Source organism: Streptomyces sp. NPDC049970, from assembly GCF_040660235.1.
GTDB lineage: Bacteria > Actinomycetota > Actinomycetes > Streptomycetales > Streptomycetaceae > Streptomyces.
Map to the genome: position 1 here is coordinate 1 of NZ_JBFALP010000028.1, position 21,849 is coordinate 21,849.

Sequence of the window (21,849 nt, forward strand, 5' to 3'; positions counted from 1 at the left end):
CGGAGCAGGTGTGTGCACCGTGTACGCCGCGCGCCCCGGTCCCCCGCGCGGGGGACCGGGGCGCGCGGCGTACACGGTGCACACACCTGCTCCGGGCGGACCGTTCGGCTACGGCCGCACGGCCCGGCCGTCGGCCACCTGCTGGAACTGCAGCTCGAGGCCGTCGAGCAGGGCCCGCAGCCCGGTCTCGAACGCGCCCTCGTCGACCTGCTGGCGGCGGTCGGCCAGCAGGTGGGCCTGGCCGAGGTGGGGGTAGTCGGCCGGGTCGTACGCGGTCTCGTCGTCGACGAATCCACGGGCGAAGGAGCCGAGGGCCGAGCCGGTGATGAAGTAGCGCATCAGTGCGCCGATGTAGGTGGCCTGGGCGGGCGGCCACCCGGCCCGGACCATGGCGCCGAAGACCGCGTCGGCGACCCGCAGGCCCGCCGGGCGGCGGCCCGGCCCCTGGGCGAGCACCGGGACGATGTGCGGGTGCTCGGCGAGCGCCGCACGGTAGGAGACGGCCCAGTCGTGCAGGGCGGCGGGCCAGTCGCGGGGGTCCGCGTCCTCGAACATCGACAGATCGACCTGCGCCGAGACGGCGTCGGCGACCGCGTCCAGGATCTCGTCCTTGTTCCGGAAGTGGTTGTAGAGCGACGGCCCGCTGACCCCGAGCTCCGCGGCGAGACGCCTGGTCGAGACCGCTTCCAGTCCCTCGGCGTCCACGAGCGCGCTCGCCGCCCCGACGATGCGGTCTCTGCTGAGGAGGGGCTTGCGCGGTCGGGCCATGCGGCACATAGTAGGGCCTGCAAGCAGAAAACTAGCAGTGCTAATTAAAAGTGGGGTGTCGCAGGATGAACCTGGAGCTGAGCGAGGAGCAGGAAGCCGTTCGGCAGCTTGCCGAGGACTTCGTCGCACGGGAGATCACCCCGCACGTCGTCGAGTGGGACCGCGCCGAAAGTGTCGACAAGTCGATCGTGAAGAAGCTGGGCGCCCTCGGCTTCCTGGGGCTGACGATTCCCGAGGAGTACGGCGGCTCGGGCGGCGACCACCTCTCGTACTGCCTGGTCACCGAGGAGCTCGGGCGCGGCGACTCCTCGGTGCGCGGCATCGTGTCCGTCTCGCTCGGCCTGGTGGCCAAGACGATCGCGTCCTGGGGGAGCGAGGAGCAGAAGCGGCAGTGGCTGCCGGGGCTCACCGCGGGCGAGACCATCGGCTGCTTCGGCCTCACCGAGCCCGGCACGGGCTCGGACGCGGGCAACCTCACGACCAGGGCCGTGCGCGACGGAGGGGGCACCTCCCGGTCGAGCGGAGCCGAGGGTGGGGGGGACTACGTCATCGACGGGGCCAAGATGTTCATCACCAACGGCACCTGGGCCGACGTCGTCCTGCTGTTCGCCCGCACCGGCGACATCCCCGGGCACCGCGGCGTCTCCGCCTTCCTGGTGCCGACCGACGCCCCGGGCCTCACCAGGCGAACCGTGCACGGCAAGCTGGGTCTGCGCGGCCAGGCCACCGCCGAGCTGACGCTGGAGGGCGTGCGCGTTCCCGCCTCGGCCATGCTGGGTCCCGAGGGCAAGGGCTTCTCCGTCGCCATGTCCGCGCTGGCCAAGGGGCGGATGTCGGTCGCGGCCGGCTGTGTCGGCATCGCCCAGGCCGCGCTGGACGCGGCCGTGCGCTACGCGGGCGAGCGTGAGCAGTTCGGCAAGTCCATCGCGAGCTACCAGCTCGTCCAGGAGCTCATCAGCGACATCTCCGTGGACGTCGACGCCGCCCGCATGCTGACCTGGCGGGTGGCCGACCTCGTCGACCGGGGCCAGGACTTCGCCACCGCGGCGTCCACGGCGAAGCTCTTCGCCTCCGAGGCCGCCGTCCGCGCCGCGAACAACGCCCTGCAGGTATTCGGCGGCTACGGCTACATCGACGAGTACCCCGTCGGCAAGCTCGTCAGGGACGCCCGGGTGATGACCCTGTACGAGGGCACCAGCCAGATCCAGAAGCTGATCATCGGCCGGGCCCTGACCGGTGTCTCCGCCTTCTGAGCGGGCGCGGCCGGCGCCTGAGTACCCACTGAGTACGCCGACGGATACCGGCGCCGTACCCGTCGGCGGATGCTGTGCCACATGAGTGAGACAACTTCGGTCAAACAGCAGAGCACCGCCGCCTTCTACGGCCAGGCCGTCCTCTCCTTCGGTGTGGCGGCGGGGGCGGTGGCCATGGGGATCTTCTTCCTCGAAGCCGACGCCTGGGTGCGGGCCTTCCTCGCCATCGGCGTCCTCTACCTGATCACCTCGTGCTTCACGCTCGCCAAGGTCATCAGGGACCGCCAGGAGGCGGGCCAGATCGTCAGCCGGGTCGACCAGGCCAGGTTGGAGAAGATCCTCGCCGAGCACGACCCCTTCCAGAAGCTCTGACGATCTCCGTCCGCCCGACGCTCTAAGCGCTTGCTCAGCTTCGGGGTATGGTGTTCGTCCTGCCAGCGGAAAGGGGCACGTGGCGATGAGCACGGCGGAGGAGACCGACGGCGAGAACACGCCGTGGAGCGAGGTCACGCCCGAAGCGGCGAGGCGACTGCTCGTCGCGGCCGTCGAGGCATTCGCCGAGCGCGGCTACCACGCGACCACCACCCGGGACATCGCGGGCCGGGCCGGGATGAGCCCGGCCGCGCTCTACATCCACTACAAGACGAAGGAAGAGCTGCTCCACCGGATCAGCCGGATCGGTCACGACCGGGCCCTGCACCTCCTGGAGACGGCGGCCGAGAGCGGCGGCACGGCCTCCGAGCGGCTCGCCGACGCCGTGCGGTCCTTCGTCAGCTGGCACGCCGAGCGGCACACCACGGCGCGGGTCGTGCAGTACGAGCTGGAGGCACTCGGCGAGGAGCACCGGACCGAGATCGTCGCCCTGCGCAGGAGGACGGACGCGGTGGTGCGCCGCATCATCGGTGAGGGCGTCCGGGCGGGCGAGTTCGACGTCCCCGACGTCCCGGGCACCACGCTCGCCGTGCTCTCGCTCTGCATCGACGTGGCGCGCTGGTTCAACGCGCAGGGCAGCCGGACGCCCGAAGAGGTCGGCACGCTCTACTCGGACCTGGTCCTGCGGATGGTGGGCGCCAAGAAGTGACGCCGGGGCCGGACGCCCCCCGGAGGAGCCGGCCGGGAGTGGCGCCGGCTCCTGCCACGGGCCCGGCGCCTCCGTGCGGCTCAGGAGCGGTGCGGCTCGCGGACGTTGCCGAGCCGCACGGAGGTGCGGCTCAGAAGTAGTAGCGCGAGACGGACTCCGCGACGCAGGCCGGCTTGTCGCCGCCCTCGCGCTCGACGGTGACGAGCGCGGTCACCTGCACACCGCCGCCCGCCTCCTCGACGTTCTTGAGCACGGCCGTCGCGCGCAGCCGCGAGCCGACCGGGACGGTCGAGGGGAACCGGACCTTGTTGGTTCCGTAGTTGATGCCCATCTTCGCGCCGTCGACCCGCAGGATCTGCGGCACGAGAACCGGCAGCAGCGACAGCGTCAGGTAGCCGTGCGCGATCGTCGTGCCGAAGGGGCCGGCCGCGGCGCGCTCCGGGTCCACGTGGATCCACTGGTGGTCGCCCGTGGCTTCGGCGAACAGGTCGATCCTCTTCTGTTCGATCTCCAGCCAATCGCTGTGACCGAGCTCCTCGCCCACCCCGTCCCGCAGCTCCTGAGCGGACGTGAAGATCTTCGGCTCTGCCATGTTCCTGGTCCCTGCCTTCCGGCTGTCTGTCGCCATCTCCGGGCAATGTCTAAGCGCTTGCTCAGCATGGTTGGGCCGCGCTTCCCTGTCAACGACGGACCGGCCGGTTCTCCGGGTGAGGGGTGGGAGGCCAGCGCCTTCCCGTAGCGTTGGGGGAGTGCCACAGATCCCGCAGACGTGCCAAGAACTCACCGTCGGGCAGCTCTCCGCCCGCAGCGGAGCCGCGGTGTCCGCCCTTCACTTCTACGAGTCCAAGGGCCTGATCAGCAGCAGTCGCACCAGCGGCAACCAGCGGCGCTACACCAGGGACGCGCTGCGCCGGGTGGCGTTCGTCCGCGCGGCCCAGCGGGTGGGCATTCCGCTCGCCACCGTCAGGGACGCGCTGTCCGAGCTGCCGGAGGAGCGCACGCCGAACCGCGAGGACTGGGCCCGGCTCTCCCGCGCGTGGCGCTCGGAGCTGGACGAGCGCATCGAGCAGCTGGGGCGGTTGCGTGACCACCTCACCGACTGCATCGGCTGCGGGTGCCTCTCGCTGGAGACCTGCGTGCTGTCCAATCCCGACGACGTCTTCGGCGGCCGGCTGACCGGGTCGCGCCTGATGTCCGAGCGGAGCGCGGCCGACCGTCCCTGAACGCGTCCCCGCTCCCGCCGGTCCTCCCGTATCCCGCCCGCGTCCCTCAGGCCGCCGTCGCCGCCAGGTTCCTCCCGCTCGGCCGGGTACCCCTGGCCCTGGCCAGCGCACCCGCCGTGAGGACGGGCCTGGGGACCACGATCCCGCACCGCGTGCACATCGGGCCCGCCCCGGGCTCGCGGTCCAAGTCCTGCCGCCAGGCGATCCGGGTCCCGGTGCAGACCGGGCACGCGGCGCCCGGCGCGGTGCCCAGCGCCGAGATCAGTCGTCCCAGGACCTCGGCCAGCGGTGCGCTCGGGTGCACCTCGGGGTCGTCGCAGTGCGCGATCCCGTAGCCGCCCCAGGTCCTGCGGTGCCAGTCGTCGAAGCTGCCGGGCCGGCGCAGTCCGTCCTGCTTCTCCCGGCGCCGCCGCTCGGCGAAGCCCGTCTCGTACGCGAGCCAGACGGCGCGCGCCTCCTCCAGCTCGTCCAGTGCGCGGATCAGGCGGCCCGGGTCGGGGGCCCTGTCCTCGGGTTCGATCCCGTGCCGGGCGCACAGGTGATCCCAGGTCGCCCGATGACCGTACGGGGCGAACCTCTCCAGGCATTTGCGCAGCGAGTACCGCCGCAAAGCCAGATCGCCACGCGGATCGCGCACCTGTCTCGCAAGACTCCGGAAACCGGCCATGGCCACTGCCACCTCCGCCGCTCGTGATTTCGACGTCAAGGGATGGACGTACGCCTGCCCCGTTCGGCTCCATCGAAAGGTGAAAAGCGTCCATTGATTGAGACATTCCACGTGGGCTCGCGTGCCGGTGTGTGGCGATTCGGAAAAAGTGACTGATGTTCATCTTACCGACGGGGTCGTACCGCCAGTAACCTCCGGCGCAATCGGCCACCCGGAGGAGCACGCATGCCCCCACGCACCCGCACGCTCGGAGCCGCCGCTGTCGCGGCCGTTCTCGCTCTCGGCACGTCCCTGCTCGCCTCGGCCCCCGTCGCCGGAGCGGCGGAACCGAAGCCCCTCGCTGTCACCGACCACTGCGGAAACCAGTGCGCGGACATCCTGCCGCCCGGCGAGAACGGCAACGCCACACTCGTCGAGATCCTCGGCAACAAGGCGTTCGGCACCCATCCCGCGCACAGCGACGACCAGCTCGACCGCTACAACGGCCTGGTCGCGGGCCACACGGGCCTCACCGACCAGAAGCTGACCGACTTCTTCAACGACGCCTCCTTCGGCGTCGCCGCGGACCAGGTGGAATCCGTCACCTCGCCGCGCGAGGACGTCACCATCACCCGGGACAAGAAGAGCGGCGTGCCCCACATCAAGGGCACCACCCGGTACGGCACCGAGTTCGGCGCCGGATTCGCGGCCGGACAGGACCGGCTGTGGCTGATGGACCTCTTCCGGCACATCGGCCGCGGCGAGCTCACCTCGTTCGCCGGCGGAGCACTGGCCAACCAGGGACTTGAGCAGCAGTTCTGGCCGCAGGCCCCGTACACCGAGGCGGACCTCGAGGCCCAGGTCGAGCGGATCAGGACCACCGAGGGCGCCCAGGGTGAGCAGGCGATGTCCGACGCGCAGGCCTACATCGACGGCATCAACGCCTACCGGGTGAAGTCGAAGAAGGGCCGCTACTTCCCGGGCGAGTACGTCCTCACCGGGAAGATCGACTCGATCACGAACATCGGCGAGATCCAGCCGTTCAAGCTGACCGACCTGATCTCGATCGCCTCCGTCGTCGGCGGCCAGTTCGGCGGGGGAGGGGGCGGCGAGGTCCAGGCCGCGCTCTCGCTGCTCGCCGCCCAGCAGAAGTACGGCGTCGAGGAGGGCACCCGCGTCTGGGAGTCCTTCCGCCAGCGCAACGACCCCGAGGCCGTCCTCACCGTCCACGACGGCACCTCGTTCCCCTACGCGGGCAAGCCCGACAAGGCCAAGGGCACCGCCCTCCCCGACGCGGGCTCCGTCACGGCCGAACCCCTGATATACGACCGCACCGGCTCGGCGGGCACGGACAGGAAGGCCCCGGTGAAGGCCCCGGCCGGCCTCGAACCCGTGCAGGGCGTGTTCGACGACGGCGTGATCCCCGAGGGGTCGCTGCCCGGCTCCGGGGACGGTGCCCAGAAGCGGGGCATGTCCAACGCCCTCCTGGTGTCCGGCAAACACACCGCGAGCGGCAACCCGATCGCCGTCATGGGTCCCCAGACCGGCTACTTCGCCCCGCAGCTGATGATGCTCCAGGAGCTCCAGGGCCCGGGCATCAGCGCCCGGGGCGTCTCCTTCGCCGGTGTCGGCATGTACATCCAGATGGGCCGAGGCCAGGACTACGCCTGGAGCGCCACCTCCGCCGCCCAGGACATCACCGACACCTACGCCGTCGAACTCTGCGAACCCGGCGGCTCCACGCCCACCAAGGACTCCACGCACTACCGCTTCCGGGGCACCTGCACCGCCATGGAGAAGCTGGAGCGCACCAACTCCTGGAAGCCGACCGTCGCCGACTCCACCGCCAAGGGCTCCTACCGGATGCAGGTGTGGCGCACCGACTACGGCATCGTCACCCACCGCGGCACGGTGGACGGCAAGCCGGTCGCCTTCACCTCGCTTCGCACCACCTACCGGCACGAGGCCGACTCGATCATCGGCTTCCAACTGCTGAACGACCCCGCGTACGTGACGGACGCGGCCTCCTTCCAGCAGGCGGCGAGCCACATCGACTACGCCTTCAACTGGTTCTACGCCGACTCACGCACCGCGGCCTACTACAACAGCGGCATGAACCCCGTGCGTGCGGCCGGCGTGGACGCCGCGCTGCCGGTCAGGGCGGAGCAGGCGTACGAATGGCGCGGCTACGACCCCGCCGCCAACACCACCGACTACACCCCGTTCGCCGAACACCCCCGGTCCAGCGGCCAGGACTACTACATCTCCTGGAACAACCGCCAGGCCAAGGACTACTCCACCGCGGCCTTCGGCTTCGGTGCCGTGCACCGCGGCGACCTGCTCGACGACCGGGTGTCCGCACTGGTCGAGGAGGGCGGAGTGACCCGCGCCTCCCTCACCCGCGCCATGGCCGACGCCGCGCTCACCGACCTGCGCGGTGAGCAGCTGCTGCCCGAGCTCCTCAAGGTGCTGCGCTCCCAGCCGGTCACCGACCCGGAGGCCGGTGCGGCGATCCAGCAGCTGGAGTCCTGGCGGTCCGCCGGGGCGCAGCGCAAGGAGACCGCTCCGGGATCGCACACGTACACGCACGCGGACGCGGTGCGGATCATGGACGCGTGGTGGCCGAAGCTGATCGAGGCGGAGTTCCGTCCCGGCCTCGGCGACGGCCTCTACACGGCGCTCACCGCGAACCTGGCCACGGACGAGTCCCCGGCCGCGAGCCACGGGCCGAGCGGGGCGCACAGCGGCTCCGCGTTCCAGTACGGCTGGTGGGGCTTCGCGGACAAGGACCTGCGCCAGGTCCTCGGACAGCCCGTCAAGGGGCCGCTGGCGAAGACGTACTGCGGCGGCGGCGACCTGAGCACCTGCCGCTCCGCGCTGCTCAGCACCCTCAAGGCGGCGGCCGCCGTGCCCGCCGCGACGGTCTACCCGGGTGACGACAGCTGCAAGGCCGGCGAGCAGTGGTGCACCGACTCGATCGTCCACCGCCCGCTGGGCGGGATCTCGCAGAAGGCGATCCACTGGCAGAACCGGCCGACGTACCAGCAGGTCGTGGAGTTCCCCTCCCACCGCTGACGTCCGCCCCCGCTCGCCGGACGGGGCCCGTGCCCGTCCGGCGAGCGGTACCCGTCCACCCGCGAACCCGCCCGGCGCGGTCGGGGACCGGCGGCCGGACGGGCCCGGCAGCTACCGGTAGAGCAGGTACTCCTTCCGTGTCCTGCGGAACGCCGCGAGGTCCGCGCTCCACGCGCCGACGACCTCGTCGGTGTCCGCCCCCGCGTCGATCATGGTGCGGACCCGGGTGTTGCCGGAGAGCCTGTCGATCGCGTTGTCCGCCCGCCAGGCGAACCCGCTCCACGTCTTCTTGGCGGTCACCAGCAGCGCGATGCCGGTGCGTACCGGGTCGAAGGCATCCCGGTCCTGTACGTGCAGCTGGACGCCGCCCACCGTCTTCCCCTGGAACTTGGAGAACGTCGGCGAGAAGTAGGCCTCGCGGAACGCCACCCCGGGCAGCTCCAGCGCGTTCGCTGCCGCCGCCCACCGGTGGTCGACGCCCTCCGCGCCCAGCAGCTCGAACGGCCGTGTCGTCCCCCGCCCCTCGGAGAGGTTCGTGCCCTCGAACAGACACGTTCCCGAGTAGACCAGCGCCGTCTCCGGTGTCGGCATGTTGGGACTCGGCGGGACCCACGGAAGACCCGTCGCGTCGAAGAAGTCCCCGCGCCGCCAGCCGGACATCTTCACGACGTCCAGCCGCAGGGGACGGTCCGCCAGGAACTCCGCCTCGAAGAGCAGCGCCAGCTCCGCGACCGTCATGCCGTGCGCCTGGGAGATCTCCCGGCGTCCGACGAACGAGGCGAAGGCCGGATCAAGCACGGGTCCCAGGGCGGCGCGGCCGGTGACCGGATTCGGCCGGTCCAGCACGACGAAGCGCTTGCCGGCGAGCGCCGCCGCCTCCATGCAGTCGTACAGCGTCCAGATGTACGTGTAGAAGCGGGCCCCCGCGTCCTGGATGTCGAAGACCACCGTGTCGACGCCGGACGCCGTGAAGATGTCGGCGAGGGGCTGCCCGCTCTTCAGATACGTGTCGTAGACCGGGAGTCCGGTCGCGGGGTCGTCGTAGCGCCCCTCCGAACCGCCCGCCTGCGCCGTCCCCCGGAAGCCGTGCTCGGGTCCGAAGACGGCGGTCAGGTCCACCCGGTCGTCGGGATGCATCACGTCGACGATGTGCCGGACGTCCGGGGTGATCCCGGTCGGGTTGGTGACGATGCCGACCTTCTGCCCGGCCAGCATCCGGTAGCCGTCGGCGGCCAGCCGGTCGAAGCCGGTGCGGACACCGCCGTGCCCGGCCCCGTGCCCCCGGCCGGCCGCCGCTGCCGTCCCCGGCCCGGCCGCGGTGGCCGCGAGGGCTCCGATCGCGCCGCCTGCGGCCAGCACACCACGTCTGGACAGGGTCATTCCACTACCTCCATGATCGCGACGACTGTCATGGTCACGCACGCTAGCGCGGGTGCGGTCCGCACGGAACGCCCATGACCCGGAAGATTGCCTGTCCCGCGTCAGGCCGCTTCCCTGCCCCGGGCCCCTTCCCGGATCACATACCGACTGGTTAGTCTGCCGGGGTAGGACGGCGTACGGAGAGGCGGGAACCGATGAGTACGGTGCAGGGCGCTGGTGTAGTGGTGACCGGAGCCGGAGGCGGCATCGGAGCCGCCCTGGCACGCAGATTCGCCGCGGAGGGCGCGCGGGTCGTCGTCAACGACCTCGACGCGGCCCGGGTCGAGGCCCTCGCCGAGGAGATCGGCGGCACCGTCGTGGCGGGCGACGCCTCCACCGTCGTGGACGCGGCGCGCGAGGCACTCGGCGGCACGGTGGACGTCTACTGCGCCAACGCCGGACTCGCGTCGGGCGGGGACGCCTTCGCCGACGAGGACGTGTGGGCCAGGGCCTGGGACGTCAACGTCATGGCGCACGTCCGCGCGGCCAAGGCCCTGCTGCCGGACTGGCTGGAGCGCGGCAGCGGCCGTTTCGTCTCCACCGCTTCGGCCGCGGGACTGCTGACGATGATCGGTGCGGCGCCCTACAGCGTCACCAAGCACGGTGCCGTCGCCTTCGCCGAGTGGCTCTCGCTGACCTACCGGCACCGCGGCGTCAAGGTCCACACGATCTGCCCCCAGGGCGTGCGCACGGACATGCTCACGGCCGCCGGGTCGGCGGGCGACCTGGTGCTCGCCCCCACCGCGATCGAGCCGGAAGCCGTGGCCGACGCACTGTTCGACGCCATGGAGCAGGACCGCTTCCTGGTCCTGCCGCACCCCGAGGTCGCCGGCTACTACCGGGCCCGTGCGAAGGACCCCGACCACTGGATCGGCAGCATGAACCACCTGCAGCAGAAGTGGGAGGAGGCCCGAGCATGACCGAGTCGATCTACGCGGCGAAGCCCTGGACGGCGCTGCTCAGTGCGGCCCAGCTCGCTCCGGTCCACCCAGCCGAGACGGTGGTGCACGCCTTCCGCGCGGCCGTCGGGCGGGCCCCGGACCACACCGCGCTCGCCTACTTCGACGGGCGCCTCAGCTACCGGGAGACCGACGCGCTCTCGGACTCGGTGGCCGGGCACCTCGCCGCCGAGGGACTGGAGCGCGGGGACCGCGTGGCGATCATGCTGCAGAACACCCCGCACTTCGTGCTCGCGCTGCTCGGCGCCTGGAAGGCCGGAGCGACGGTCGTACCGCTCAACCCGATGTACAAGTCCGGCGAGGTCGGACACGTGCTCAAGGACGCCGAGGTCAGCGCGCTGATCTGTTCCGACCGGGCCTGGGACTCGTATCTGCGGGCCACCGCCGAGGCGGCCCCGAGCGTGCGGATCGCCCTCACCGCCTGCGAGCTCGACCTCCAGTCGGCCGACGACCCGCGTGTCCTCGGATTCGAGCGGCTCCCCGCACCCGGCGCCGACGACCCGGCCCACGACCTGGTCACCGTCGCCCGCCTGGGTCTCCCGGCCCCCGGCGGCCGGGAACTCAGCGCCGCGGACACCGCCCTGATCAGCTACACCTCCGGGACGAGCGGCACCCCCAAGGGCGCCATGAACTCCCAGGGCAACATCATGGTCAACGCCGAGCGGCAGCGGGCCGGCCACCCCATCGCCGAGGGCTCCGCCTACTTCGCTCTCGCACCGCTCTTCCACATCACCGGCATGGTGTGCCAGCTCGCCGCCTGCCTGGCCAACGCGGGAACCCTGGTGCTCACCTACCGCTTCGAGGTGAGCGTCGTCCTGGAGGCATTCGCCGAGCACCGGCCCGCCTACACCGTGGGCCCCTCGACCGCCTTCATGGCGCTGGCCGCCCACCCCGGCGCCACCCGGGAGCACTTCGCCTCCTTCGAGGTGATCTCCTCCGGCGGTGCGCCGCTGCCGCCCGCGCTGGTCGAGAAGTTCCGGGAGGACTTCGGCCCGTACATCCGCAACGGGTACGGGCTGACCGAGTGCACCGCGCCCTGCGCCTCCGTGCCCCCGGAGCACGAGGCGCCCGTCGACCCGTCGTCCGGGACCCTCTCGGTCGGCGTCCCGGGGCCCGACACACTGGTCCGGATCATCGACGAGAAGGGCGACGACGTCCCGTTCGGCGAGCAGGGCGAGATCGCCGTACGCGGTCCGCAGGTCGTCTCCGGCTACTGGAACCTGCCCGAGGCCACCGGGGCCGCCTTCCCGGACGGGGAACTGCGCACCGGCGACATCGGCTTCATGGACGCCGCGGGCTGGCTGTACGTCGTCGACCGCAAGAAGGACATGATCAACGCCTCCGGCTTCAAGGTCTGGCCACGCGAGGTCGAGGACGTCCTCTACACCCACCCGGCGGTACGCGAGGCCGCCGTCGTCGGCGTCCCGGACGCCTACCGGGGGGAGACGGTCCGCGCCTACGTCAGCCTGCGTCCCGGTGCCGAGGCGGACGCCGCCGAACTCGGCGCGTACTGCAAGGAGCGGCTGGCCGCCTACAAGTACCCGCGCCAAGTGGAGATCCTGACGGAACTTCCCAAGACGGCGAGTGGGAAGATCCTCAGGCGGGAACTGCGTTCCCCCCGGTAGAGCAGTTCACGCGCGGTACGAGAGGGCAGGTGGCGGCAATGGCCAAGGCGACGGACGGGAACGGCGTGCCCGTCCCCCAGAGGCTGCTGGCCGCCGCCACCCGGCTCTTCGCGGAGCGCGGCTACGACCGCACCTCGGTACAGGAGATCGTCGAGGCCGCGGGTGTCACCAAGGGCGCGCTCTACCACTACTTCGGCTCCAAGGAGGACCTCCTCCAGGAGGTCTACGCCCGGGTTCTGCGACTCCAGCAGGAGCGGCTCGACGCCTATGCCGATGCCGAGGCGCCCATCGAGGAGCGGCTGCGTGACGCGGCGGCCGACGTGGTCGTCACGACCATCGACAACCTCGACGACGCCTCGATCTTCTTCCGTTCCATGCACCATCTGAGCCCGGAGAAGAACAAGCAGGTGCGGATCGAGCGCCGCCGGTACCACGAGCGCTTCCGCGCCCTGGTCGAGGAGGGCCAGCGGGCCGGGGTGTTCTCCACCGCGACCCCGGCCGACCTGGTCGTCGACTACCACTTCGGCTCGGTCCACCACCTGTCCACGTGGTACCGGCCGGACGGCCCGCTCAGCCAGCAGGAGGTCGCCGACCACCTGGCCGACCTGCTGCTGAGGGCGCTGCGCCCCTGACCGGACGACGTCCGGCCGGCCGCGCCTCCGGTGCAGGCCGCCGACCCTGTGAGCGGTCGGCGGTCTACCGGACATCGAACTGACGGTTCATCCGCTGCTCCGCGGTGCCCCCGGGTGGCCGTACCCGTGCCGATGCCCGGCTGATCCCTCCGGCGGCGCCCCCTGGGGGACGAGCGGCCCTGTAGTCCACGGCCCCGTGGTGGCCCGCCTCGCCTGGTGTCCGCTGAGCGGACGGCTCTGTCCGGATTCCACCCTTGACGGTACGCGGACATTGATTGAGCATCGGGGGCGCACTTCGCACCACCAGCTCCAGGCCCCTGCCGTACGCGGCCGGGGACCCCCGCACGTTCCGTCAGTCCCCAACGGAATCCGGAGCCACACATGAGACCCGTCCGTCACAGATCCCTGCCCGTGGCCGTGCTCGCCGCCGCGGCCCTGCTGGCCGCCGCGGCCCCCGCGGTCCAGGCCGAGCCCGTCCCGGCCGCCGTCGCCGCAGCCCCGGACATCCCGCTCGCCAACGTCAAGGCGCACCTCACCCAGTTCCAGTCCATCGCCACCGCCAACGGCGGCAACCGGGCCCACGGGCGCACCGGTTACAAGGCGTCCGTCGACTACGTGAAGGCCAAGCTGGACGCGGCCGGATACACCACGGCGCTCCAGCAGTTCACCTCCGGCGGTGCCACCGGCTACAACCTGATCGCCGACTGGCCGGGCGGTGACCCGAACAAGGTCCTGATGGCCGGCTCGCACCTCGACTCGGTGACCTCCGGGGCCGGGATCAACGACAACGGCTCCGGGTCGGCAGCCGTGCTGGAGACCGCCCTCGCCGTCTCCCGGGCGCAGCTCGCGCCCGACAAGCACCTGCGGTTCGCCTGGTGGGGCGCCGAGGAGCTCGGCCTCGTCGGATCGAAGTACTACGTCAACAACCTGGCCTCCACCGAGCGCGCCAAGCTCGCCGGCTACCTCAACTTCGACATGATCGGCTCGCCCAACCCGGGCTACTTCGTCTACGACGACGACCCGGTCATCGAGCAGACCTTCAAGGACTACTACGCCGGTCTGTCGATACCCACCGAGATAGAGACCGAGGGCGACGGCCGCTCCGACCACGCCCCGTTCAAGAGCGCGGGCATACCGGTGGGCGGTCTGTTCTCCGGGGCGGACTACACGAAGACGAGCGCCCAGGCCCAGAAGTGGGGCGGCACGGCCGGACAGGCCTTCGACCGCTGCTACCACTCGTCGTGCGACACGACGGCGAACATCAACGACACGGCCCTCGACCGCAACAGCGACGCGGTCGCCCACGCCGTGTGGACCCTGTCCGCCGGTACGGTCACCCCGCCGACCGGCACGGTCTTCAGCAACGCCACCGACGTCTCCGTACCCGACAACGGGGCGGCGGTGACCTCCTCGGTGCCGGTCACCGGCCGTACGGGCAACGCCCCGTCCACGCTCAAGGTGGGGGTCGACATCAAGCACACCTACCGGGGCGACCTCGTCGTCGACCTGCTCGCGCCCGACGGCACGGCCTACCGTCTGAAGAACTCCAGCAGCAGCGACTCCGCCGACAACGTGATCGCGACCTACACGGTCAACGCGTCGAGCGAGACCGCCAACGGCACCTGGAAGCTCCAGGTGCGGGACGTCGCCGCGCAGGACACCGGCTACATCGACAGCTGGCAGCTCACCTTCTGACCCGCCGGGGAGGCGCCACACGGGTGCCTCCCCGCACCGGGCCGCCTCCCCGCACCGGGCTCAGAGGTACTTCTTGATCTCGCGCCGTGCCAGCGACCGCTGGTGCACCTCGTCCGGACCGTCCGCGAGCCGCAGCGTCCGGGCCGACGCCCAGAGTTCGGCCAGCGGGAAGTCCTGGCTGACGCCCCCGGCGCCGTAGAGCTGCACCGCCTGGTCGAGGATGCCGACCACCGCGCGCGGCGTGGCGATCTTGATCGACTGGATCTCGGTGTGCGCCCCGCGGTTGCCCACCGTGTCCATCAGCCACGCCGTCTTCAGGACCAGCAGCCGCAGCTGCTCCACGGTCACCCGGGCATCCGCGATCCAGTTCTGCACGACGCCCTGCTGGGCGAGCGGCTTGCCGAAGGCCGTACGGTCCACGGCCCGCCTGCACATCAGCTCGATCGCACGCTCGGCCATGCCGATCAGCCGCATGCAGTGGTGGATACGTCCGGGGCCCAGCCGTGCCTGGGCGATGGCGAAACCGCCGCCCTCCTCGCCGACCAGGTTCGCGGCCGGCACGCGTACGTCGGTGAAGACCACCTCGGCGTGGCCGCCGTGCGAGTGGTCCTCGTAGCCGTACACCCGCATCGCGCGCCGCACCTCCAGGCCGGGGGTGTCACGCGGGACGAGGATCATGGACTGCTGGCGCCGGATGTCCTCGCCGTCCGGGTCCGTCTTGCCCATGACGATGAAGACGGCACAGTCCGGGTTCATCGCCCCGGAGATGTACCACTTGCGGCCGTTGATCACATAGGAGTCGCCGTCGCGCGTGATGCGGGTCTCGATGTTCGTCGCGTCCGACGAGGCCACGTCGGGCTCCGTCATCGCGAACGCCGAGCGGATCTCGCCCGCGAGCAGCGGCTCCAGCCACTGCTTCCTCTGCTCCGGGGAGCCGAACTGGGAGAGCACCTCCATGTTCCCGGTGTCCGGGGCCGCGCAGTTCAGGGCGGTCGGTGCCAGGTGGGGGCTCCGGCCGGTGATCTCGGCCAGCGGGGCGTACTGAAGGTTCGTCAGCCCCGCGCCGTACTCCGCGTCGGGGAGGAAGAGGTTCCACAGACCCTGCCTGCGCGCCTCGGCCTTCAGGTCCTCGACGACCCGCGGGGTGTCCCAGGGCGAGGCCAGCTGGGCGCGCTGTTCCTCGGCGACCTCCTCGGCGGGGTGGACGTGCTCGTCCATGAACGCGAGCAGCCTGGTGCGCAGCTCTTCGGTACGGGCGTCGAATGCGAAGTCCACGGGGTGATCAGCCTTCCTTGAGGGTGGTGAGGCCGTGCGCGATGAAGACGGGGACCAGGTCGCCGATGCGGTCGAAGCCGGCGCCGACGGTCTGGCCCAGGGTGTAGCGGTAGTGGATGCCCTCCAGGATCACGGCGAGCTTGAACCACGCGAAGGCCGTGTACCAGGAGATGGCGGAGGTGTCGCGCCCGGAGCGCTCGGCGTAGCGCCGGATCAGCTCGGCGGGACTCGGGTGGCCCGCCGCGCCGCTGGTCGTGGAGACCGGTGACTCGGGCAGATCCAGGTCGGAGCTGTACATGACCAGCAGGCCGAGGTCGGTCAACGGGTCGCCGAGCGTGGACATCTCCCAGTCCAGCACCGCCTTGATCCGGTCGTCGGTGCCGATCAGGACGTTGTCCAGGCGGTAGTCGCCGTGGACGACGGTGGGCGCGGGGGAGGCGGGGAGCTCCCGCCCGAGCGAGGCGTGCAGTTCGTCGATGCCCGCGAGGTCGCGGTTGCGGGACGCGTCCAGCTGCTTGCCCCAGCGCCGCAGCTGACGGTCCAGGAAGCCGTCCGGGCGGCCGAAGTCACCGAGGCCGACGCTCGCGGGATCCACTGCGTGCAGGTCCACCAGCGTGTCCACGAGTCCCAGGACGACCGCGCGGGTGCGCTCGGCGCCGAGTGGGGCGAGCTGCTCGGCCGTGCGGTACGGGGTGCCCTCGACGTACTCCATGACGTAGAACGGCGAGCCGACGACCGACTCGTCCTCGCAGAGCAGGAGGGTCTCCGGTACCGGGACCGCCGTGGAGTGCAGCGCGCTGATCACCCGGTGCTCGCGCTTCATGTCGTGCGCGGTGGCCAGCACATGGCCCAGCGGAGGTCTGCGCACGACCCACTGTCCGGTGCCGTCGGTGACGACGTAGGTGAGGTTCGAGCGTCCGCCCTCGATCACCCGTGCTTCGAGCGGACCGCCGACCAGCCCCGGCCGCTCACGGTCGAGATGGCCGCGCAGCAGGTCGAGGTCGAGACCTGGCGGGTGGACTGGGCTCATGGGGCGCACCTCCGGGGCGGTTGAACGTTCGGCACCATGATGCCGACCAGTCGGTATGTCGTCCAGTGTCCGCCCGGAATCGGCGAAGTGATCTCCGGCTCCCCGGGCTGAGTTGCGAGGACACCTCCGCCAGCTGATCGTCGGAGGATGAAGGCGATCAGCTACAGCAGGTACGGCACGGCCGACGTCCTCGAGTACGGCGAGCGGCCCGATCCCAAGGTCGGACCCGACTCGGTCCTGGTGAAGGTGCGGGCGGCCGCCGTGAACCCGGTCGACTGGAAGGCCCGTGAAGGCTATCTCCAGGCGGGGCTGGAAGCCGTCTTCCCCGTCATCCCCGGCTGGGACGTCTCCGGGGTCGTGGTCCAGCCCGGCGCCGCCGTGGACGAGTTCGAGGTGGGGGACGAGGTGATCGGCTACGTGCGCGAGGACTTCCTCTCGCGCGGGACGTTCGCCGAGTACGTCGCCGCACCCGTGCGTACCCTCGCGCGCAAGCCCCTGAGCCTCAGCTTCGAGGAGGCGGCCGGTCTGCCGCTCTGCGGCCTCACCGCCTACCAGGTGCTGCACCGCACGCTGAAGGTCCAGGAGGGCGAGACCGTCCTCGTCCACGCGGCGGCCGGAGGCGTCGGCTCGCTCGCCGTCCAGCTCGCCCGCCACGCGGGCTGCCGGGTCGTCGGGACCGCCGGGCCGCACAACCACGACTACGTGCGCCGGCTGGGCGGCGAACCCGTGGAGTACGGCGAAGGACTCGCCGGCCGGCTGCGGGACCTGGTGCCCGAAGGCTTCGACGCCGCGTTCGACACCGTGGGCGGGGAGGCGCTCCGGGTCTCCGCCGAGACCCTGGCGAGCGGCGGGCGGCTGGCGTCCATCGCCGACGCCGAGGTGTTCTCCTACGGCGGGCGATACGCCTTCGTACGCCCCGACGCCGCCGACCTCGCCCGTCTCGCGGAGCTGGCCGAGCAGAGCATCGTCTCCGTGCACGTCGACCGGGTCTTCCCGCTGGAACAGGCCGCGGACGCCTACCGGCTCAACGAGCAGGGGCGCACCCGGGGGAAGATCGTCGTCACCGTCGACTGGGCGGAGTGAAGCCAGCGCCCGGTCAGAAGAGCACGGCGGCGGCGAACACCGCGAGGGCGAGCGTGCACCCCACCGCGGTCAGCGCGTGGCGCGGCGACAGCGGGACGGGCCGCGCGCTGCTCATGCCCGTCACCCTGCGGTGCGCCACCGCGAGGAACCCCAGCCAGGCCAGCAGGCTCAGGGCCACCGCGAGCACCCCCGCCGGGGTCGTACCGTCGTGCAGGGCCTGCCGGACCGCGAGCAGGCCCACCACCGTGCTCGCCAGTGTGGTGCGCCGCCAGGCCAGCCGTGTCCGTTCCGGCTGGAGACCCGGATCGCGCTTCCCTGCGGTCACCGGCTCTCCCAGCCGAACAGGACCACCACCACCATCGCGACCGCCACCACCGCGACGACCAGGCTCAGCAGCGCCGGGAAGCGCGACGTGGGCAGGTCCTCGCCCCGCCGCATCGCACGCTCGCACCGCATCCAGTGGCTGACGGCCCGCAGGGCGCAGAGCACCCCGGCGGCCAGCAGCCCGAGGGCCAGGCCGGCGCGGATGCCCCAGGCCAGGCCGGGCAGGAACTGGTCGACGGCGAAACCCCCGCCGATCAGCGCGAGCGCCGTCCGGATCCAGGCCAGGAAGGTGCGCTCGTTGGCCAGGGAGAAGCGGTAGTCCGGCGTCTCCCCCTCGTCCCGGATCCGCTCCGGGGCGAACCACAGCCGCAGCCCGCGCACGAACCCGCTCACGCCGTGCCGCCCGCTCGGAACCGTCGCAGCCGGTGGTACGTCTCCAGGCCGTCCGGCACCCACGTCCGGTCGGCCAGCTGTTCCGCCAGCTCCTCGTCGGTCAGGAAGGTGTGCCAGGCGACCTCCTCCACCTGGGGCCGTACGGGCAGCTCGCAGCGCACCTCGTACACGTACGACCACCAGCTGTGCCCGGGGCTCTCGTAGAGGTACTTGAAGAGCGGGGTGGGGCGGGGGAGGCCGGACACCCCCAACTCCTCCTCCGCCTCCCGCAGCGCCGCCTCGTCGTACGACTCCCCGGCGCCCACCACCCCGCCGACGAACATGTCGTGGTGCGAGGGGAAGACCAGCTTCGTGTCCGTCCGGCGGTGCACGAACAGCCGGCCCGCCCCGTCCCTGGCCTCGACGAAGACGCAGCGGTGCCGCAGCCCGCGCGCGGTCGCCTCGCCGCGTGGCGCCTGCCCCACGACCTCGTCGTTCTCGTCGACAACGTCCAGGATCTCGTCAGCCGGGTTCATGACGTCCATCCAACATCAACCGGTCGGCGGCCGTGGAACCGCGCCGCTCCTTCCCCTCCGGCATCGCCGGATGCAGCCCCAGCAGCACGATCCCGGCCACGATCGCCGTCAGCCCCGCGGCCTCCCAGGCCAGTGCGCCCGTGTCGGTGCGCACCTGGTCCCCGAGGAAGCCGATCCCGCAGACGATCCCGGCCAGCGGCTGCGCGGCGGTCAGCGCCGGCAGGGACATCCTCAGCGGGCCCGCCTCGAACGCGCTCTGGACCAGGAGCAGCCCGGCCACGCCGAGGACGACGACGGCGTACGGCTGCCAGGACGTCATCAGCGCCGCCCAGCCCTCCGTGGTCAGCCGCACCCCGCTGACCCTGGTCAGCCCGTCCTGCAACCCGTAGAGCAGCCCCGCGGCCAGCCCCAGCAGGACCGGGGTGCCCCGGGTGCGCGGATGCCTGGCGCAGGCGGTCAGGAACAGGGCCAGCCCCGCGACGATCCCGATCACCAGCCAGTGGCGCAGCTGCGAGGCCACCGCCTCCCCGCCGCGCGGCTCACCGGCCAGGAGGAAGGCGGTGACGCCGCCGGCCAGCAGGCAGAGCCCTCCCCAGCCCTGACGGCCCAGCGGCTGGCCGGTGCGATGGCGCGACAGCCCCAGCGCGAAGAGCAGGTTGGTCGCGAGCAGCGGCTCCACGACCGAGACCTCGCCCTGGCCGAGCGCCAGGGCGCCCAGCACCATGCCGCACACCATCAGGCCGATCCCGGCGAGCCAGCTCGGGACCCGCATCAGGTCGAGCAGCAGCCGGGGTGAGAGGAAATCGCTCATGGGCGCACGGCGGGCGGCGTCCTGCTGGAGGACGAAGCCGAAGCCCAGACAGCAGGCGGCGCCCACGGAGAGCAGGAGTACCAGCACCGACACGCTCCGACGATAGCCCGCGCGCCGTACGGGATCGGTGAGGGCGCCGCCGACCGGACGGTTGACGTGGGCGCGGCCGGTACCGAAGATCTGACCCACAAGTAACTTCGCCGCACCCGCCCGCCGCACCCCCGGCCGCCCCGCACCGCTTCGAAGGATGGAACCCATGGCGTACGACGCTGATGTGATCGTGATCGGCGCAGGACTCGCGGGGCTCGTGGCCACCGCCGAGCTGGTGGACGCGGGCCGGACGGTCATCCTCCTCGACCAGGAGCCCGAGCAGTCCATCGGCGGCCAGGCGCACTGGTCCTTCGGCGGGCTCTTCCTCGTCGACTCGCCCGAGCAGCGCCGGATGCGGATCAAGGACAGCCACGAACTCGCCCTCCAGGACTGGTACGGCACGGCCGGCTTCGACCGCGAGGAGGACCACTGGCCGAGGCAGTGGGCCGAGGCGTACGTCGACTTCGCGGCCGGGGAGAAGCGGTCCTGGCTGCACGCGCAGGGACTGCGGCTCTTCCCCGTCGTCGGCTGGGCGGAACGCGGCGGCTACGACGCCAACGGCCACGGCAACTCCGTGCCCCGCTTCCACATCACCTGGGGCACCGGGCCCGGAGTGGTCGCCCCCTTCGAGCGGCGGGTCCGCGAGGGCATCGCGAGGGGCCTCGTCCGTCCGCGATTCCGCCACCGGGTGACCGGTCTCGCCCGCTCGGGCGGAGCGGTCGACACGGTCACCGGCGAGATCCTGCGCGAGAGCGGCGCCGAGCGGGGCACCGCGAGCACCCGCGAGGTCACGGGCGCCTTCGAGCTGAGGGCCCAGGCCGTGATCGTCACCTCCGGGGGGATCGGCGGCAACCACGACCTCGTGCGCGCCCAGTGGCCCGAGCGGCTCGGCACCCCGCCGGCGAAGATGCTCTCCGGCGTTCCCGCCCACGTCGACGGACTGATGCTCGGCATCACCGAGGAGGCGGGTGCCCGCCACATCAACCGCGACCGGATGTGGCACTACACCGAGGGCATCGAGAACTGGAACCCGATCTGGGCGAAGCACGGCATCCGCATCCTTCCCGGCCCGTCCTCCCTCTGGTTCGACGCCCGCGGCAAGCGGCTGCCGGTGCCGCTCTTCCCGGGCTTCGACACGCTGGGCACCCTGGAACACATCATGAGGTCGGGGCACGACCACACCTGGTTCGTCCTCGACCGGAGGATCATCGGCAAGGAGTTCGCGCTCTCCGGCTCCGAGCAGAACCCGGACCTGACGGGCAAGTCGGTGCGCGACGTGATCGGCAGGGCGCGCGCCGACGTCCCCGGGCCCGTCAGGGCGTTCATGGACAAGGGTGTGGACTTCGTCGTCGAGAAGGACCTCGGCGCGCTCGTGCGGGGCATGAACGCCCTCACCGGTGAGGCGCTCATCGACGAGGACGACCTGCGGCGCGAGATCACCGCCCGGGACCGCGAGATCGCGAACCCGTTCACCAAGGACCTCCAGATCACGGCGATCAACGGCGCCCGCTCCTACCTGGGGGACAAGCTGATCCGTACGGCGAAACCGCACCGCATCCTCGACCCGGCCGCGGGCCCGCTGATCGCCGTGCGGCTCAACATCCTGACCCGCAAGTCGCTCGGAGGCCTGGAGACCGACCTGTCCTCCCGGGTCCTGGCCGAGGGCGGCGCCCCGCTGCCCGGGGTGTACGCGGCGGGGGAGGCGGCCGGCTTCGGCGGCGGTGGCGTCCACGGCTACCGGTCGCTGGAGGGGACGTTCCTGGGCGGCTGCATCTTCTCCGGCCGGGCGGCGGGCCGGGCGGCCGCGAAGGCCGTCGGCTGACGGCACCGGCTGACGGCACCGGCGGGCGGGCGCGGCGTGCGGGCGCGGCGGTTCCGTACGGCCCGGTGGGAGGACCGGACACGGCGTGGTGTGACCGACCGGCGTGACGCGCGCTCCCGGACCCGGACCG

General features: G+C 71.7%; 21 protein-coding genes. 11 read left to right on the forward strand and 10 right to left on the reverse strand.

Annotated features, from left to right (window positions below; genetic code table 11):
• Positions 1-108: 108 nt before the first annotated feature.
• On the reverse strand, positions 109-768 hold the full coding sequence (locus AB0I83_RS29820; protein WP_363306851.1) for a TetR/AcrR family transcriptional regulator C-terminal domain-containing protein: 660 nt from the start codon (positions 766-768) through the stop codon (positions 109-111).
• A 65-nt stretch (positions 769-833) separates the two neighbouring features.
• Between AB0I83_RS29820 and AB0I83_RS29825 the strand changes: the two genes are divergently transcribed.
• The 3 genes from AB0I83_RS29825 (at position 834) to AB0I83_RS29835 (ending at position 3,102) form a co-directional block, all read left to right on the forward strand.
• A complete protein-coding gene (locus AB0I83_RS29825; protein ID WP_356536675.1) occupies positions 834-2,021 on the forward strand; it encodes an acyl-CoA dehydrogenase family protein in 1,188 nt (395 codons plus the stop codon).
• 81 nt (positions 2,022-2,102) lie between these two features.
• Positions 2,103-2,393, forward strand: coding sequence for a YiaA/YiaB family inner membrane protein (locus AB0I83_RS29830; protein ID WP_356536673.1), 291 nt, complete (start codon positions 2,103-2,105; stop codon positions 2,391-2,393).
• Positions 2,394-2,478: 85 nt separating this feature from the next.
• Entirely contained in the window at positions 2,479-3,102 is a 624-nt protein-coding gene (locus AB0I83_RS29835) for a TetR/AcrR family transcriptional regulator (protein ID WP_356536672.1), read from the forward strand.
• Positions 3,103-3,232: 130 nt separating this feature from the next.
• On the opposite strand, the gene AB0I83_RS29840 is transcribed toward AB0I83_RS29835, so the two are convergent.
• The gene (locus AB0I83_RS29840; protein WP_356536670.1) at positions 3,233-3,694 is read right to left on the reverse strand and encodes a MaoC family dehydratase; all 462 of its coding nucleotides are present in this window, start codon (positions 3,692-3,694) and stop codon (positions 3,233-3,235) included.
• A 157-nt stretch (positions 3,695-3,851) separates the two neighbouring features.
• Between AB0I83_RS29840 and soxR the strand changes: the two genes are divergently transcribed.
• Positions 3,852-4,325: a redox-sensitive transcriptional activator SoxR gene (gene soxR, locus AB0I83_RS29845; RefSeq protein ID WP_363306852.1), complete on the forward strand. Its 474-nt coding sequence runs from the start codon at positions 3,852-3,854 to the stop codon at positions 4,323-4,325.
• Between the two features lie 46 nt (positions 4,326-4,371).
• Here the strand turns inward: soxR and AB0I83_RS29850 are convergent, their stop codons facing one another.
• Positions 4,372-4,992: a hypothetical protein gene (locus AB0I83_RS29850; RefSeq protein ID WP_356536666.1), complete on the reverse strand. Its 621-nt coding sequence runs from the start codon at positions 4,990-4,992 to the stop codon at positions 4,372-4,374.
• A 225-nt stretch (positions 4,993-5,217) separates the two neighbouring features.
• Between AB0I83_RS29850 and AB0I83_RS29855 the strand changes: the two genes are divergently transcribed.
• Entirely contained in the window at positions 5,218-8,046 is a 2,829-nt protein-coding gene (locus tag AB0I83_RS29855) for a penicillin acylase family protein (RefSeq protein WP_363306853.1), read from the forward strand.
• A 111-nt stretch (positions 8,047-8,157) separates the two neighbouring features.
• On the opposite strand, the gene AB0I83_RS29860 is transcribed toward AB0I83_RS29855, so the two are convergent.
• Positions 8,158-9,426 (reverse strand): DUF1343 domain-containing protein, encoded by a 1,269-nt coding sequence (locus AB0I83_RS29860; protein WP_363306854.1) that lies wholly within the window; start codon positions 9,424-9,426, stop codon positions 8,158-8,160.
• 194 nt (positions 9,427-9,620) lie between these two features.
• Between AB0I83_RS29860 and AB0I83_RS29865 the strand changes: the two genes are divergently transcribed.
• From AB0I83_RS29865 to AB0I83_RS29880, 4 genes are all read left to right on the forward strand, one after another.
• Complete coding sequence (locus tag AB0I83_RS29865; protein WP_356536661.1) at positions 9,621-10,385, forward strand: SDR family oxidoreductase; 765 nt, start codon at positions 9,621-9,623, stop codon at positions 10,383-10,385.
• Positions 10,382-12,049 carry an AMP-binding protein gene (locus AB0I83_RS29870; protein ID WP_363306855.1) on the forward strand — a complete coding sequence of 556 codons (1,668 nt, stop codon included), beginning with the start codon at positions 10,382-10,384 and terminating at the stop codon, positions 12,047-12,049. The genes AB0I83_RS29865 and AB0I83_RS29870 overlap by 4 nt, the downstream gene beginning before the upstream one ends.
• Before the next feature lie 38 nt (positions 12,050-12,087).
• Positions 12,088-12,681, forward strand: a complete 594-nt coding sequence (locus tag AB0I83_RS29875) for a TetR/AcrR family transcriptional regulator (RefSeq protein WP_356536658.1) — start codon at positions 12,088-12,090, stop codon at positions 12,679-12,681.
• Between the two features lie 381 nt (positions 12,682-13,062).
• Entirely contained in the window at positions 13,063-14,376 is a 1,314-nt protein-coding gene (locus tag AB0I83_RS29880) for a M28 family metallopeptidase (protein ID WP_363306856.1), read from the forward strand.
• Positions 14,377-14,436: 60 nt separating this feature from the next.
• Here AB0I83_RS29880 and AB0I83_RS29885 read toward each other — a convergent pair whose 3' ends face one another.
• Both AB0I83_RS29885 and AB0I83_RS29890 read right to left on the reverse strand, forming a co-directional pair.
• A complete protein-coding gene (locus AB0I83_RS29885; RefSeq protein ID WP_363306857.1) occupies positions 14,437-15,651 on the reverse strand; it encodes an acyl-CoA dehydrogenase family protein in 1,215 nt (404 codons plus the stop codon).
• Positions 15,652-15,658: 7 nt separating this feature from the next.
• Positions 15,659-16,681: a phosphotransferase family protein gene (locus tag AB0I83_RS29890; protein ID WP_356536653.1), complete on the reverse strand. Its 1,023-nt coding sequence runs from the start codon at positions 16,679-16,681 to the stop codon at positions 15,659-15,661.
• Between the two features lie 147 nt (positions 16,682-16,828).
• Between AB0I83_RS29890 and AB0I83_RS29895 the strand changes: the two genes are divergently transcribed.
• Entirely contained in the window at positions 16,829-17,764 is a 936-nt protein-coding gene (locus AB0I83_RS29895) for an NADP-dependent oxidoreductase (RefSeq protein ID WP_356536651.1), read from the forward strand.
• A gap of 13 nt (positions 17,765-17,777) precedes the next feature.
• Here AB0I83_RS29895 and AB0I83_RS29900 read toward each other — a convergent pair whose 3' ends face one another.
• Genes AB0I83_RS29900 through AB0I83_RS29915 form a run of 4 tightly spaced genes read right to left on the reverse strand, consistent with a single transcriptional unit; the run spans position 17,778 to position 19,900 of the window.
• The gene (locus AB0I83_RS29900) at positions 17,778-18,089 is read right to left on the reverse strand and encodes a DUF202 domain-containing protein (RefSeq protein WP_363306858.1); all 312 of its coding nucleotides are present in this window, start codon (positions 18,087-18,089) and stop codon (positions 17,778-17,780) included.
• Positions 18,086-18,481, reverse strand: coding sequence for a DUF202 domain-containing protein (locus AB0I83_RS29905; RefSeq protein ID WP_363306859.1), 396 nt, complete (start codon positions 18,479-18,481; stop codon positions 18,086-18,088). Before AB0I83_RS29905 ends, AB0I83_RS29900 begins: the two co-directional genes overlap by 4 nt.
• Complete coding sequence (locus AB0I83_RS29910) at positions 18,478-18,996, reverse strand: NUDIX domain-containing protein (protein WP_356536645.1); 519 nt, start codon at positions 18,994-18,996, stop codon at positions 18,478-18,480. Before AB0I83_RS29910 ends, AB0I83_RS29905 begins: the two co-directional genes overlap by 4 nt.
• Entirely contained in the window at positions 18,983-19,900 is a 918-nt protein-coding gene (locus AB0I83_RS29915; protein WP_356536643.1) for a DMT family transporter, read from the reverse strand. Before AB0I83_RS29915 ends, AB0I83_RS29910 begins: the two co-directional genes overlap by 14 nt.
• A gap of 163 nt (positions 19,901-20,063) precedes the next feature.
• Between AB0I83_RS29915 and AB0I83_RS29920 the strand changes: the two genes are divergently transcribed.
• Positions 20,064-21,719, forward strand: coding sequence for an FAD-binding dehydrogenase (locus AB0I83_RS29920; RefSeq protein WP_356536641.1), 1,656 nt, complete (start codon positions 20,064-20,066; stop codon positions 21,717-21,719).
• The last annotated feature ends 130 nt before the right edge of the window (positions 21,720-21,849 follow it).

Coding starts and splice junctions, on each gene's coding strand:
- AB0I83_RS29820 (WP_363306851.1), bottom strand. CDS start 768: ATGGCCCGACCGCGCAAGCCCCTCCTCAGCAGAGACCGCATCGTCGGG.
- AB0I83_RS29825 (WP_356536675.1), top strand. CDS start 834: ATGAACCTGGAGCTGAGCGAGGAGCAGGAAGCCGTTCGGCAGCTTGCC.
- AB0I83_RS29830 (WP_356536673.1), top strand. CDS start 2,103: ATGAGTGAGACAACTTCGGTCAAACAGCAGAGCACCGCCGCCTTCTAC.
- AB0I83_RS29835 (WP_356536672.1), top strand. CDS start 2,479: ATGAGCACGGCGGAGGAGACCGACGGCGAGAACACGCCGTGGAGCGAG.
- AB0I83_RS29840 (WP_356536670.1), bottom strand. CDS start 3,694: ATGGCAGAGCCGAAGATCTTCACGTCCGCTCAGGAGCTGCGGGACGGG.
- AB0I83_RS29850 (WP_356536666.1), bottom strand. CDS start 4,992: ATGGCCGGTTTCCGGAGTCTTGCGAGACAGGTGCGCGATCCGCGTGGC.
- AB0I83_RS29855 (WP_363306853.1), top strand. CDS start 5,218: ATGCCCCCACGCACCCGCACGCTCGGAGCCGCCGCTGTCGCGGCCGTT.
- AB0I83_RS29860 (WP_363306854.1), bottom strand. CDS start 9,426: ATGACCCTGTCCAGACGTGGTGTGCTGGCCGCAGGCGGCGCGATCGGA.
- AB0I83_RS29865 (WP_356536661.1), top strand. CDS start 9,621: ATGAGTACGGTGCAGGGCGCTGGTGTAGTGGTGACCGGAGCCGGAGGC.
- AB0I83_RS29870 (WP_363306855.1), top strand. CDS start 10,382: ATGACCGAGTCGATCTACGCGGCGAAGCCCTGGACGGCGCTGCTCAGT.
- AB0I83_RS29875 (WP_356536658.1), top strand. CDS start 12,088: ATGGCCAAGGCGACGGACGGGAACGGCGTGCCCGTCCCCCAGAGGCTG.
- AB0I83_RS29880 (WP_363306856.1), top strand. CDS start 13,063: ATGAGACCCGTCCGTCACAGATCCCTGCCCGTGGCCGTGCTCGCCGCC.
- AB0I83_RS29890 (WP_356536653.1), bottom strand. CDS start 16,681: ATGAGCCCAGTCCACCCGCCAGGTCTCGACCTCGACCTGCTGCGCGGC.
- AB0I83_RS29895 (WP_356536651.1), top strand. CDS start 16,829: ATGAAGGCGATCAGCTACAGCAGGTACGGCACGGCCGACGTCCTCGAG.
- AB0I83_RS29910 (WP_356536645.1), bottom strand. CDS start 18,996: ATGAACCCGGCTGACGAGATCCTGGACGTTGTCGACGAGAACGACGAG.
- AB0I83_RS29920 (WP_356536641.1), top strand. CDS start 20,064: ATGGCGTACGACGCTGATGTGATCGTGATCGGCGCAGGACTCGCGGGG.